We start from the raw sequence: 12,502 nt of genomic DNA, 5'->3' as shown, positions 1-12,502 counted from the left end.
TATTGTTTACGAATGCAGAAGTCAAGAGTAAGCGGCCAGGGATAAATAATCTTATTATCCCGATACTCCTTTTTATTCCATTCTTTGTCTTGAATTCCGTCCTGGGGTATTACGCCATGCGTGATATCGCACTCAGTCAACTGGAAGTCAATCAATCACTTGGCAACATCAACTTCATTAATGAACTGTATGTAGAAATATTAAAGGCTGAAACCGGGCAGCGAGGCTATCTTCTTACCGACCTGGAGAATTACCTGACACCTTTTATAGGTGCCAATGCCGTCATCGACCAGAAGATCCAGGAACTTCGCTCGGCACCACTGGATTCGACGCAGCGTATTAATGTGGGTGAGCTGATAGTACTGGTCGAAGAAAAAATCATTGAACTCGGGGACACAATCACGGCCGTACGGGAAAACAGCAACGCCAATGCAATTGTCTCCCTGTTTTCCGGTCGTAACCGAAATCTCTTACAAGAGATTTCAGATAAGGTTACGCAGATGGAGAACTATGAACGTAATTTGCTGTCTGATAGGCTTGGCGAGGCGAGCAGGAGTCGCGGCACTGCCTTGATACTTATTCTCGCTGCCAACCTGGTGGGTGTGCTGCTGGTAGTCCTGAGCCTGGGACTTGTGATCAGGGGTATTCGAAAGGACAGAGATTTTTCCATAGCTCTGCAGGAGTCACACGAGCAACTGGAAGTCAAGGTCGAAGAACGTACAGAGGCACTGGAGCACCTGTCCCGGGAATTGAAACGCAGCAATCGGGAATTACAAGATTTCGCTTTCGTTGCTTCCCATGATCTTCAGGAGCCGTTACGAAAGATCAGGGCATTTGGAGACCGGCTGCAATCCAACTTTGGCGACAAACTGGGTGAGCAGGGCGGTGACTATATAGAGCGTATGCGCAATGCGTCGCGCAGGATGTCCAACCTGATCAATGATTTACTGACATTCTCGCGGATAACCACAAAGGCTGAATCGTTCAAGCCGGTCGATCTGCAGCAGGTGCTCGATGAAGTACTGGACGACCTTGAAATTCTGATTGAAGAAAGTAAAGCCTCTGTGCACTGCGATGGACTGCCGGTCATTGAGGCGGACTACTCGCAAATGAAGCAGCTGTTGCAAAACCTGATCAGCAACGCCATAAAGTTTCGCCGCGCAGACGTACTACCTGTTGTTGATATTACAACCCGGATGGTTGAGCAGAATGCCGAGGGCTTGGAATTCCTGGAAATGCAAGTCAGCGACAATGGCATCGGTTTCGATGAAAAATACCTGGACAGGATATTCCAGCCGTTCCAGCGCTTACACGGCAAAGGTGAGTTTGCAGGCACGGGGATAGGGTTATCTGTATGCCGACGGATTGTGGAGCGGCATGGTGGCTCCTTGACTGCGCATAGCAAGATTGGCGGGGGAAGCAGTTTTATCGTCCTACTGCCTCTGGTGAATAAACAGTATGATTTAGCGGAAGAAATTCAACTATGAAAACACCGGTAACAATTTTGATGGCAGATGACGATGAAGACGATCGTTTACTGGCCAAAGACGCGTTAGCTGAGAGCAAAGTGCTTAACAATTTTATCTGTGTCGAGGATGGCGTTGAACTCCTTGAGTATTTAAAGCGCGAAGGCAAATTCGCCGACGAAGGCAAATTCCCACTGCCAAGTCTGATTTTGCTGGATCTCAATATGCCCCGCATGGATGGTCGCGAAGCGCTCGCGCATATCAAGTCCGACCCTGCACTGCGTGGGATCCCGGTGATAATCCTTACCACCTCGTCGGCTGAGGAAGATATGGTAAAAGGATACGACCTGGGCGCCGCCTCGTTCATTACCAAGCCAGTAACATTTGAAAGCCTGGTTAAACTTATGAAATCCCTGGGTAGCTACTGGATAGAATTTGTACAGGTGCCCGAACAGAAAGGGGAAAATGAATAACCCGGTCAATCAGGAAGTACGGTTACTGATCGTCGAAGACGACGAAGAGGATTTTCTGATCACCAGTGACCTGCTCGATTCCACAGAAGCCTACCAGTTCGACATTGACTGGCTTGACCAGCCGGACTCAGCCTATGAAACACTGACATCTAACACTTACGACCTGTGTCTGATGGATTACAGACTCGGAATACAGTCTGGTGTCGATATTGTGTCGCAGGCGGTCTCCGCTGGCTGTACTGCTCCCATTATCATGCTGACGGGGCAGGATGATTCCGGCATAGAGATTGCTGCGGCCAGAGCAGGCGCAGTTGACTACCTGATAAAGGATGGGCTGACGCCTGAACTTTTACTGCGGGCCATCCGGTATGCACTTGTTCGCAAGGAAATACAGCATGAACAGGAAGAACGGCGCAATGCGGAGGCTGCGAACAGGTCAAAAAGTGAATTTCTGGCCAACTTGAGTCACGAGATTCGGACTCCGCTGACAGCGATTGTGGGGTTTACGGATCTGCTGATCCGCTCACAGCCTACGGACCCTTCTGATCTTCAGGAGAAGTTGCAGTCCATCAGGCGTAACAGTAAGCATCTCCTCAGCCTGCTGAATGACACGCTCGACCTGTCCAAGATTGAGGCAGGTGCACTGGAGTTGGAACTGGCGTCGGTTGACCTCCTGGAATTTGTCACCGAGGTCATGTCGATCAACTACATTGCCGCCAAAGAAAAAGGCCTGGCGCTGTCTGTCGATTCGCAGGGCAAAGTGCCAAAAACGATCAGATCCGACGAAACGCGCCTGCGGCAGGTTGTTCTCAATTTAATGAGCAATGCCATCAAGTTTACCGAACAGGGATCAGTTCGATTGACGGTATTTACTGAACGATTGTCCAATCGCGATTTTCTGGTCTTCAAGGTAACAGATACCGGGATCGGAATTTCTGCAGACGAGCTGCAACAGATATTCAGCCCCTATCAACAGGTAGGGGACCAGGCATTGGGAACCGGACTGGGACTGACAATCAGTCGGCACCTGACGGAAATGATGGGCGGCAGATTAACAGTTGACAGCGCTCCTGGTCAGGGAAGCTCATTTACATGTTACGTCGACCCGGGACCGATTCGATCTGAAGAGCTTGTTGATCTCGCCCAGTATGATGGAGATATAACTTTACCTCGGTTACAGACTGTTGACCAATCAGGGCACCTGCTGGTCGTAGACGATGTGCTGGATAATCGCAAGCTGCTGGATGATTTGCTGACCGCAGCGGGATTTGCTGTAAAAACCGCCAGTGACGGCACCGAAGCGCTGCAGTTGCTTGACGATGACCAGATTGATAACTTTGACTTGGTGTTACTGGACCTAAATATGCCCGTGATGGATGGTTACAGCACGCTTCGTGAGATACAGAAGCGAAGCCCGTCGATACCGATAATGGCCATGACGGCCGGCGGTCTGCGTGGCGAAAGAGACAAATGCTTGGAAATGGGTTTCACAGGCTACCTTTCCAAACCATTTAAATCGGATCAACTTATTCAGGACATTGAGTCGCAGCTTCGTGCGGCAGGCAGTTCTGAAACGAACGGTGGGACTGCGCAAACTGATCACGGGTTAATTCTGGTTATCGAGGACAATGAAGACGCCAATCATGCACTGAGTGAGCTTCTCCAGTTGAGTGGTCGTCAGGTATTGTCAGCAGGTAGCGGCGAGGAAGCGCTGCAACTTGTGTCTCAAAATCAATTTGAAAACATTCTTTGTGACATACACCTGGGTGACTGGAATGGAATTGATCTGCTGAAAGAACTGGCCGGCTCACAAACCGGCGCCAGCTTTTATATAATTAGCGGAGCCGAGGAACCGGTTAGAGAACTCGCTGGAATTCAGAATTATACGTTCATTGAAAAACCGGTGAGCGCAGAGAAACTGATTGAGCTCGGCCTGCTGGACTAATCTCCGCGTTTTGAAGCCTGGCTTGCCTGCAGAATCTGCAGCACCAGTTCCGGATCTACCGCATCGCTCGTGCCGGTATAACTTTCTGAAAACTGCGCCAGCAGTTCCTTCCAGGGCAGATCGCTCCTGGCCAGCGCGCATACTGCCTCGGTAAGCGCCTCTTTTCTCAGAATCCAGCCGGAAGCGCATCCGAACAGAAAGACGAGTGGCAGGTTCGCGGGTTTCCCCGCGGTGGAAACGAAACGCTCTCTAAGCGATTTTTTTTCCTGCTCGATTGATTGGCGCAACAGCTCGAGCTTCATGTCGAGATCGTCTATTTTTTCCTTCCGGGCTTTAGATAGCACAATGTCACCTGTGTTGAGCTTAAAAAAGTCTGTTCTTCCATGTTTCAATTCGCTTTCCGAAGTCTATTCTGCTCATCAGCCGGCTGATCGCCAGGCACAGGACCAGAGCCAGGAATCCGTGAGTCAACAGTAGAAACAGAATAACCTGAGCCACCGTCCAGCCAGCAGAGAGCAGCAGGTAGATCGTCATCCCGACCAGGCCAAGCCAGGCTGAATTCACCAGAATAGCCAATCCCAGACCAAGCGCTCCAACGGAAAATACCTGGCTCATATCCTGCCTGAGCTCTTCTTCCAGCAAGTCCCGGGACAGTTTCCATCGCAAGGTGTACAGGTCGACAAGACGTGAGAATGAAGATCCGGGCAAGGCACCGCTATCCAGTGCCTTACCGTTCTCCGAACTATTTGAATAGCTACTGTTCATCTTCCGCATTCCCATTGATCAGGATTTCTTGTCGGAAGTCAGCGACGTCAGCAGAAAACCCGCGGCGAAGGCAACGCCCGCTGCCACCAGGGGTCTCTTGGCAATCATATATCGTGTCTTGTTGACAGCCGTTTCCATTTTCAATCCGGCGATCTCCGCATTATCGGAGATGGCATCACTGGATGCGGAAACAGACTCTCTGATGGAACCTTCAGCTTTGCCAACTTTCTCTGTTGCCTGGTCCAATGCGCTCTGCGCGATCCCAGACAGTTTATAAGTGAACTCGGGCACCTGTTCGTTACTGGCGGCACCATTTGGCTTACTGGCAGTACTCATAATTACTCCTTACTAATTCATTTGGATTTAATTAAAACTCGATGTTCCCTGATACAGGAAACGCTCACATTACACGGTTGCAACTGCTGTGCCACTTCCAGAACGAATGCCTAATTACCTAATTTTCCTGTTTTTTTATACATCAGGCAGAACTTTTGCTCTAACAAGATCGCTCTGTAGCCGCGTTTCTGCCCGGAATCCATGAAAGTTTTTCAGTCGCCGTGAATAAATTTCATGGCACGGTGGTTTCTACAGCCGTACCGGCAGTGTCATGAGGTAGTAACAAGTATCACGAAGCAATGAAAAGTGTCCTGGCACGATACTCGCATGTTCAACCTGTGTTAGTAATCAAACCAAGGAGAACATTATGATTAACAGCGATATTGTTGAAGGAAAATGGAAGAAACTTAAGGGCCGGGCAAAGCAACAGTGGGGCAAGCTGACTGACGACGAGCTGAACCGGGTAAATGGCTCTGCCGAAGAGCTCTCCGGACTGGTTCAGGAGCGCTACGGATTATCGCGGGAAGAAGCGAAAAAGCAAGTCGATCAATGGATGAAGCGTCAGTGATTGTTCTGACCCTGTCTGTGGGTCGACAAACCGACGAGGGCTGGCTAAACTCAGCGCAGGTCAAATGATTCCTGAAATTTAATCTAACGCTGAGATAGCCATGTCCATCCCTAAAGCTTTCGCAATTCTTACTTCAGGATGGCAAGCCGGCACGGGTCGCAGACAACTTGTTAAACAAAGAGTTTAATCCCGACAAGCCGAACAAGGCGTGGGTCAGTGAAATCACTTATATCAGAACCTATGGGGGATTTTTGTATGTGGCCACGGTGCTGGATTTATTTTCCAGAAAAATCGTCGGGTGGGCCATGGGCAAGAATATCGACCGTCATCTGGTGATCGATGCTATCACGATGGCGAAGCTAAGGCGGTAACCCAAGCACGAGGTGTTATTTCACAGTGATCAGGAAAGTTAGTACGGCAGCGACGACTGCCTTACGTTCTTGAAAGAAAACAACATGCTGCCGTCAATGAGTCGGAGGGGAAACTGCCACGACAACACCGTGGCGGAGAGCTTCTTTGCCACGTTTAAGAAACGCGTCACTCGAAGGAAGATCTACGCGACTCGTGGGGAAGCCAGAACGGAGATATGTAAATTTATCGAGATGTTCTACAATCCGATCAAGCGTCATTCAAGCAACGGTGGGCTTTCCCCGGCCAAGTTTGAAGAGGCTTAGTTTAATGGATTGGAAAGTGTCTAGTAAAGTCTGGGAAGTCCAAACCTCGCAGCTAAAGAAGTTCGAATCGCCAGATTTAGCGCTGGGAAGTATATTTCTGCACCAGTACTCGCTTGCTAATTTTCCAACCCTCGGCCGTACGAACGAAATCGTCGTGATACTCGCCCATCAGGACGAAGCCCGACACACTGTACTCACCTGCGGGTGCGCTATAAATCGTGGCATAGCTGACCCCGGTGGCATGGTCATCATCAACTGGCACAATGCGAATCGTGCTCATCTCATGCCGAATGGACGAACCAGTCTTGAGCCCCTCAATACGTTGCCGGATATCCTCGCGACCAACCCAGGTCTGTCCCACTACCGTAAGTGACGCATTCTCCGTAAATAGATTGGCAAACTCATCAGCATTGAATTGATCACGATGGTAAGCGTAGCCATAGACTAAATTCGTGCACGCCCTATACACGTCTTCGTCGGCATAACTCGAATGTATGTCTGTGAAAAATACGCTTGTAAACAAGGCAAAAATAAATTGCAGCTTCTTCATTGTAATTCCTTTTTTGGAAGTGATTGATGATGTGCACTGATGCGGAATGAAGGCCGTCCAGTCGAATATACGCTGGGGAAAATGCGATGATGCAGGAACTGGCTAGCTCGGTTAACCAGGGCATTCTTTCATCTATCGATTACAATTCACAGCGCGAGAGAGGTTCGATCCAGGGAACCTCTGATCGATATCACCTGGCTGATCCTGGCAGGGATAGAGGGATAGAGGGACGAGTAACAATAGCCAGATCAACAGCGGCTCAAAATCCCTGAAACCAGTGCAAACACTGCCAACAAACAACCAGGCCGCTTGATAAGTGCTCGTGTTACTCGTATAAATCAGACACCGCTTTCAACCCCTCCGCCATCACGCCTCGTAGGAAGTCATACCACCCACCACCGTCCGGGCAATCTCGATATCCTTGATGTTCTCCGGGTCAATGGTATGGGGGTCTTCCGCAAGCATGACATAGTCGGCCAGCTTGCCGGCCGTGATGGAGCCCTTGATACTTTCCTCGCCTGACGCCCAGGCACCATTGTAGGTACTGACGGCGATCGCTTCCGCGACGCTGATGCGCTGGTTCGCGCCCCATACCTTGCCGTCCCAGCCCCGCCGGGTCACCATGCCCTGTATCCCCATCAACGGCGCGAATGGCCCCGGGCTGAAGTCGGAACCGGCGCAGGCCATGATGCCTGCATCCAGCATGCTGCGGTACGCCATGGCCCGTTGCATCAGGTCTTCGCCGTAATAAACGAATTTGTCGGGGTTATAGTAGGCATACGTGGTAAACATCGCCGGCACACAACCCAGCGCGTGCATCCGGCGCACCAGATCTTCCGTGACGAGCGTACAATGAGTGATTTTGGGTCGCGCGTCTGGACGCGGGTACAGGCGCTGGGCCCGCTCGGCCGCGGTCAGAAAGCTGTCGATCGCCACGTCGCCATTGGCGTGTACATTCACCTGTATGCCGGCTCGATGTACACGCTCAACCCAGTCATTCAACACATCCTGGCTTTCCGTGACATTGCCACGGTAGGGAGGCGACACGTTGGGATAATCCACACTGATGGCCATGGTGCGCTCAGAAAAGGAACCATCAACAGTATGTTCCGAAGTAGCGCCAAGCTTGATCCACTCGTCCCCGAACCCGGTCTTTATGCCGGCGGCGATCATGGATTCCAGTACCGTGCCGCTGGCTTCGTAACTCACCCGGTGCAATAACTCGCCCCGGGCACGCACGTCCTGTATCGCTGCCAGGTCGCCCCCTTCATGGTGCACGCTGGTCAGCCCGTACCGTGCAAATTGCTTGGAAATATAGGCAATCGAGTCTCGAGCACGTCGCTCCTGCTCTTGCGCACTGAAAGTAGCCCGGCTGCCAACCTCCCGGAATGGATACATGGCACGGTCGGTTACCCTACCGGTCAGCTGACCTTCCGGATCCTTGTCGTAGGTGCCGCCCATTGGATCCGGAGTCATATTGGTGATGCCGGCCATCTCAAAGGCCTTGCTGTTATAGAAGGCCGAGTGGCCGCCGCGATGGCGCACCACAACAGGATGATCCCTTGAGACCTCGTCCAGGTCTCGGCGATGAATGCCCCGATCGTCCGTCAGCTTGGTGTCGTCAAAGAAATAGCCCTCCACCCAGGTGCCAGGCGGCAGGGTCTGTGCCTTGGCCCGCAGCTTGTCCACAATACTGGCAATGCTGACAAACTCCACCTCGAAGGGGTTGCCCACCAGTACCTCATACAGCAGAGTTTCACCACGGGCATGGACATGGCAGTCGATGAAGCCCGGCACCACAGTCATGCCCTGAGCGTCGACTACCTGCGTATTGCCGCCTGCAAGATTGCGGATCTCGTCCGTGCTGCCCACAGCCAGGAAGCGATCCCCCTTAACCGCGAACGCGCTGGCGCGTGGCAGACTGGGATCAATGGTGTAAACATTGGCATTGATCACAACAAGGTCGGGATTGGCCGACCCACTGATTGCAGAAGCCAGCGGCTGGGCCTGCGCCTTGCCGGCAAGTAATGGCGCACCTGCCAGACCCGCCATCCCAAATCCGGAAAGTTGCAGGAAGTCTCGTCGGCTGTTCTTGGTCATCGTGGTATCCTCGTTCAGGTGGACTGCAGGGGTAACAGGTTTTGTGCAATTCGGAGCTGGAAATACGTTACCCTACGGAATCCCAGCCCTGGCTTGGCAGGGTTAACGAGAGAAAGTAATGCGCTTTCGTCAGGGATTACTGGGAAGTAAAAAAAGTATCTCTCTAAGCAGGAGTTTTCCAGTTCCGGGCCCATTGAAGCTACAAAATGTAGCTCCGAAGTCGCGGATTGTCCAGTGCCACTGGCGGCGAAGCTGGAAGCTGATAGTGGCGCCAGTCTCTGAGAGAGTGTCGAGACCTTATTTCCTGTATCTGTCTCTCAATCTTTTAATTTCTTAATCTCTTAATCTGTCTCTCACTGCTTTCCCGGCTGATAGCCACCAATCCTTCTGGAAAACCACTTTGGCAAGGATCAGCAAACAGGAAATTCGGAACACAACGCAGCAGAGAGTTCTATTTTCTGAACTCTTTCACCAGCATGAACAAGCATTTCTATTCTTGCTTAACCATTAGCGCTGGCAAAGCATTTCATGGTCGTGATCGGCCCGAAACCGACCCTGCAACGCTTACAACCCGGGGTTGAAAACCATCGAGTTGACGAAGTTTTCGCCGTAAACCAGCCAGGTATTAAAAACGCTGGTAACTGGGGCATCCTGCGCGAAAACATTATCTATTATTGCGGGTGACAGCACGAACAGTGCAAAGGAAAGAATAAACACGATATAAACCACAGAGTCTTTGTTTTTCATTGTTTTTTTCCCAAAGCCAAGGTTTTTCTTATCAGGTTCTTAGCGTCGAACCACAGAAATAGTATTAGCTGGTTGGGCTTCTTGCAAGTATGGGTTACCCGACACATGTATATATATACAGCCAACCAGTCAAAAATGGCAATACGGAGACACTATCGAACCTGAATCTTGCGGCGAGTGTGAAATTCTCCTTTATCGTCGCGGTACCGGTGGATCCCCTATTCCAGCACGACCAGCAAATTCGCCGGAACGGGATCCTTGCTGCAGACTGTTGATTTCCGGTTGCAAATACATAGTAATAAGCCAATGGTCTTTTATTGAATAAGCCTTAGTGAATAAATCTTCTCAAGCCAGCCATAAGCTTTAGGAGCCCCTGATTATTTGCCACAATGCGCTGCGGGGTTCTGGGCTCTTCAATAAGAATCGGGGTCAGTTCAGCCCTGCGTTTAACTGGACAGGATCGAGCACAGCAGAAAGTCCCTTCGCTGTATCGGTCCGGCCAACTTATAGAATTGTGAACAGCACAATATGCCACTCTTACTGCTGGTCCTGGCGACACTGACAACCAGTTTTATTTCTGGCGTCTTAAGTATGGCCGGCGGAATTATCCTGATGGGGGTTTTCAGCTTTGCTCTGTCGGTTCCTGCTGCAATGGTTCTACACGGGCTTGCCCAAACCGCCTCTAACGGTTCACGCATATGGATATACCGACACCATCTGCGCTGGGGCGTTTTTATCCCCTATTCACTGGGCAGCTTTATTATCCTGGGGTTTTTTGTTGCCACCTCGCTGGTATCCAACCAGGGACTGGTATTTCTACTAATCGGGACATTCCCTTTTCTGGCATTAATGCTTCCCTCCACTATCGCTCTGGATATAGAGCGAAAGCCAGTTGCTTTTCTGTCAGGGCTTGTCGTAACACTGGCGCAAATGCTGGCTGGCGCCTCCGGGCCAGTACTTGATATTTTTTACAATAAGAGCAACCTGACGCGTCATGAAATACTCGGAACTAAAGCCATTACGCAAACACTGGGGCACGTCATTAAGCTCGGATACTATACTTTCTTCCTGTCGCTCTCTACGAATCTTCCCACCTGGATTTACCCGTCGGTTGTTGTGGCAGCGATCCTGGGTAACTGGTTGGGTAAACACGTGATCGAAAAAATAGATGACGCGGTGTTCAGGCAAGCGGGTCGAATTGTAATTCTGGTATTGGGTATCGTATACCTGGGCAAGGGATTGGTCGAACTTGATCTGTTGGCCTTATAACCGAAAAGTGAATATTCGCATTGCCATCCCGGGGAACCTCTTATCAACTATCGCGATGCCCTGCGGTAGTTGATAAGCGAATCTCTGGATAGAGGTTTGCCAAGAAGCAAAAATGCAAAGAGAAATCTATCAAAAGAGTGGATTTGTAAGAGTGGTTTTGGATATAAAGGTCGGACTCTCACCACATATCAGCACAGGTCAACCCCAGCGGAGTTAATAAGATCACTGCCGTGTCCAGCCCGAAGTTCAAAGAAGAAGAAGAAGAACGGGGCCTGCCCGGGCAATAGGAGAATCTGAATGAAGCATCAATCAAAAAATGAATCGAGCGTCAAGTCCAGAGTTCAAGCAATGACTCGACGACGCTTCTTGCAGTCGACAGGAGCCGCCGCCATGATCATTCCCAGCGCCGTCAGGGGTTATTCTCCGGCTGAAATGCGTTCCTTCTATGTAGATGGGGAAATGCAGGTTAATGTTTCCAAGTGGGAGCTTGATACTCCTGCTTTATGTGTCGATCTCGATGCCCTGGAGTCCAACCTGCAGACCATGCAGACTACTGTCGCGCGCAATGGCATCGCCAGCCGCCCCCACGCCAAGACGCACAAGTGTCCTGTTATCGCGCAGATGCAACTGGATAGCGGTTCCGTGGGAATCTGCACTGCCAAGATCAGTGAAGCGGAAGTCATGTTCCAGCACGGCATCAATGAAATCCTGATGACTACCACCAACGTGACATCGACCAAGATTCGCCGGGCCATGGCATTGAGACGTGACAACAGCAGTTTCATTCAGGCTACTGACTCGCCCCGCAACGCCCGAGACCTGTCTGCCGCCGCCGAGGAACTTGGCATCATTGCCGATGTTGTAATTGATGTAGATCCGGGCGGACACCGCACCGGCATTACCCCCGGGCAACCAGCCCTGGCTCTGGCCCAGCTGGTGGATCAACTCCCCGGCCTCAGGCTGCGAGGACTGCTTTGTTATGACGGCGGATCTCAGCACGTTACCGGCTTTGCCCGGCGTCGGTCGCAGACTCTTGAACGACTGGCCGCGGCGACTGCAACGTTCGATCTGATGTACCAGTCCGGGTTGAACACCGAAATTTTCAGCGGTGGCGGCACCGGCACCTACAATATCGACCACGAAACTCGAGGCCTGACCGATGTGCAGGTTGGCAGCTATGTGTTCATGGATGCTCAGTACCTGGCTATCGGTGGTCGGAACGATGATAGTGTTTACTCCGACTTTGAGTCTTCGCTCACTATACTCACCACTGTCCTGAACGATCAGTATGAGGGGCGTGTAACAACAGATGCTGGCGCCAAAGCCTGCACCATTAATCGACCCTGGGCACTGGTGAAAGGAGAAAGCGGTTTGAGTTACAGCTCAGGTTCCGATGAATTTGGCACTCTGATCTACCAGGACAATCCGTCAAAAACTTATTCGGTCGGAGACAAGATTGAACTGATAGTGTCCCATTGTGACCCGGTGGTTAATCTCTACGATCAGATGTACGCTATTCGCAATGATCGGGTGGAGGCCGTCTGGCAAATTGCTGCCCGGGGGATGTCCACCTGACTGTAACCCTGGCCTGGAACCAGAGCACGGCCGA

Annotated in this window: 14 protein-coding genes; 8 read left to right on the top strand and 6 right to left on the bottom strand. The window is 51.2% G+C overall.

Going from position 1 to position 12,502, the window contains the following annotated elements; genetic code table 11:
* Positions 1-2: 2 nt before the first annotated feature.
* From R3F50_09155 to R3F50_09145, 3 genes are read left to right on the top strand one after another with little or no spacing between them, the layout of a single operon-like run.
* Positions 3-1,487 carry an ATP-binding protein gene (locus tag R3F50_09155; GenBank protein MEZ5490471.1) on the top strand — a complete coding sequence of 495 codons (1,485 nt, stop codon included), beginning with the start codon at positions 3-5 and terminating at the stop codon, positions 1,485-1,487.
* Positions 1,484-1,939 carry a response regulator gene (locus tag R3F50_09150; GenBank protein MEZ5490470.1) on the top strand — a complete coding sequence of 152 codons (456 nt, stop codon included), beginning with the start codon at positions 1,484-1,486 and terminating at the stop codon, positions 1,937-1,939. Before R3F50_09155 ends, R3F50_09150 begins: the two co-directional genes overlap by 4 nt.
* The gene (locus R3F50_09145; GenBank protein ID MEZ5490469.1) at positions 1,932-3,884 is read left to right on the top strand and encodes a response regulator; all 1,953 of its coding nucleotides are present in this window, start codon (positions 1,932-1,934) and stop codon (positions 3,882-3,884) included. Before R3F50_09150 ends, R3F50_09145 begins: the two co-directional genes overlap by 8 nt.
* Here R3F50_09145 and R3F50_09140 read toward each other — a convergent pair.
* Genes R3F50_09140 through R3F50_09130 form a run of 3 tightly spaced genes read right to left on the bottom strand, consistent with a single transcriptional unit; the run spans position 3,881 to position 4,985 of the window.
* Positions 3,881-4,228, bottom strand: coding sequence for a hypothetical protein (locus tag R3F50_09140; protein ID MEZ5490468.1), 348 nt, complete (start codon positions 4,226-4,228; stop codon positions 3,881-3,883). The two genes, R3F50_09145 and R3F50_09140, sit on opposite strands and share 4 nt — an antisense overlap.
* Positions 4,229-4,247: 19 nt before the next feature.
* Positions 4,248-4,649 (bottom strand): hypothetical protein, encoded by a 402-nt coding sequence (locus R3F50_09135; GenBank protein MEZ5490467.1) that lies wholly within the window; start codon positions 4,647-4,649, stop codon positions 4,248-4,250.
* A gap of 18 nt (positions 4,650-4,667) precedes the next feature.
* The gene (locus R3F50_09130) at positions 4,668-4,985 is read right to left on the bottom strand and encodes a hypothetical protein (protein MEZ5490466.1); all 318 of its coding nucleotides are present in this window, start codon (positions 4,983-4,985) and stop codon (positions 4,668-4,670) included.
* A gap of 367 nt (positions 4,986-5,352) precedes the next feature.
* Here R3F50_09130 and R3F50_09125 point away from each other — a divergent pair, with 367 nt between their 5' ends.
* The 3 genes from R3F50_09125 to R3F50_09115 all read left to right on the top strand — a co-directional run bounded on the left by R3F50_09125 (position 5,353) and on the right by R3F50_09115 (position 6,227).
* Complete coding sequence (locus R3F50_09125) at positions 5,353-5,553, top strand: CsbD family protein (GenBank protein ID MEZ5490465.1); 201 nt, start codon at positions 5,353-5,355, stop codon at positions 5,551-5,553.
* Between the two features lie 167 nt (positions 5,554-5,720).
* The gene (locus R3F50_09120; protein MEZ5490464.1) at positions 5,721-5,924 is read left to right on the top strand and encodes a DDE-type integrase/transposase/recombinase; all 204 of its coding nucleotides are present in this window, start codon (positions 5,721-5,723) and stop codon (positions 5,922-5,924) included.
* A gap of 96 nt (positions 5,925-6,020) precedes the next feature.
* The gene (locus R3F50_09115; GenBank protein ID MEZ5490463.1) at positions 6,021-6,227 is read left to right on the top strand and encodes an integrase core domain-containing protein; all 207 of its coding nucleotides are present in this window, start codon (positions 6,021-6,023) and stop codon (positions 6,225-6,227) included.
* A 76-nt stretch (positions 6,228-6,303) separates the two neighbouring features.
* Here the strand turns inward: R3F50_09115 and R3F50_09110 are convergent, their stop codons facing one another.
* The 3 genes from R3F50_09110 to R3F50_09100 form a co-directional block, all read right to left on the bottom strand.
* Positions 6,304-6,777, bottom strand: a complete 474-nt coding sequence (locus R3F50_09110; GenBank protein ID MEZ5490462.1) for a nuclear transport factor 2 family protein — start codon at positions 6,775-6,777, stop codon at positions 6,304-6,306.
* A gap of 366 nt (positions 6,778-7,143) precedes the next feature.
* Positions 7,144-8,877, bottom strand: a complete 1,734-nt coding sequence (locus R3F50_09105) for an amidohydrolase family protein (GenBank protein MEZ5490461.1) — start codon at positions 8,875-8,877, stop codon at positions 7,144-7,146.
* A gap of 564 nt (positions 8,878-9,441) precedes the next feature.
* Positions 9,442-9,624 (bottom strand): hypothetical protein, encoded by a 183-nt coding sequence (locus R3F50_09100; protein MEZ5490460.1) that lies wholly within the window; start codon positions 9,622-9,624, stop codon positions 9,442-9,444.
* Positions 9,625-10,152: 528 nt separating this feature from the next.
* Between R3F50_09100 and R3F50_09095 the strand changes: the two genes are divergently transcribed.
* Together R3F50_09095 and R3F50_09090 are read left to right on the top strand one after the other, a co-directional pair.
* Entirely contained in the window at positions 10,153-10,893 is a 741-nt protein-coding gene (locus R3F50_09095) for a sulfite exporter TauE/SafE family protein (GenBank protein ID MEZ5490459.1), read from the top strand.
* Between the two features lie 297 nt (positions 10,894-11,190).
* Positions 11,191-12,468, top strand: coding sequence for a DSD1 family PLP-dependent enzyme (locus R3F50_09090; GenBank protein ID MEZ5490458.1), 1,278 nt, complete (start codon positions 11,191-11,193; stop codon positions 12,466-12,468).
* The last annotated feature ends 34 nt before the right edge of the window (positions 12,469-12,502 follow it).

It is taken from the genome of Gammaproteobacteria bacterium (genome assembly GCA_041395725.1).
In the GTDB taxonomy this organism is placed as follows: domain Bacteria; phylum Pseudomonadota; class Gammaproteobacteria; order Pseudomonadales; family Pseudohongiellaceae; genus NORP240.
The sequence above is the reverse complement of the archived record's forward strand: the minus strand, read 5'-3'. Positions and strand labels throughout refer to the sequence as shown.

Bases quoted from the DNA above. Each gene is read 5' to 3' on its own strand.
- R3F50_09135 (MEZ5490467.1), bottom strand. From the start codon at position 4,649: ATGAACAGTAGCTATTCAAATAGTTCGGAGAACGGTAAGGCACTGGAT.
- R3F50_09095 (MEZ5490459.1), top strand. From the start codon at position 10,153: ATGCCACTCTTACTGCTGGTCCTGGCGACACTGACAACCAGTTTTATT.
- R3F50_09110 (MEZ5490462.1), bottom strand. From the start codon at position 6,777: ATGAAGAAGCTGCAATTTATTTTTGCCTTGTTTACAAGCGTATTTTTC.
- R3F50_09105 (MEZ5490461.1), bottom strand. From the start codon at position 8,877: ATGACCAAGAACAGCCGACGAGACTTCCTGCAACTTTCCGGATTTGGG.
- R3F50_09150 (MEZ5490470.1), top strand. From the start codon at position 1,484: ATGAAAACACCGGTAACAATTTTGATGGCAGATGACGATGAAGACGAT.
- R3F50_09125 (MEZ5490465.1), top strand. From the start codon at position 5,353: ATGATTAACAGCGATATTGTTGAAGGAAAATGGAAGAAACTTAAGGGC.
- R3F50_09115 (MEZ5490463.1), top strand. From the start codon at position 6,021: ATGAGTCGGAGGGGAAACTGCCACGACAACACCGTGGCGGAGAGCTTC.
- R3F50_09130 (MEZ5490466.1), bottom strand. From the start codon at position 4,985: ATGAGTACTGCCAGTAAGCCAAATGGTGCCGCCAGTAACGAACAGGTG.
- R3F50_09090 (MEZ5490458.1), top strand. From the start codon at position 11,191: ATGAAGCATCAATCAAAAAATGAATCGAGCGTCAAGTCCAGAGTTCAA.
- R3F50_09100 (MEZ5490460.1), bottom strand. From the start codon at position 9,624: ATGAAAAACAAAGACTCTGTGGTTTATATCGTGTTTATTCTTTCCTTT.
- R3F50_09145 (MEZ5490469.1), top strand. From the start codon at position 1,932: ATGAATAACCCGGTCAATCAGGAAGTACGGTTACTGATCGTCGAAGAC.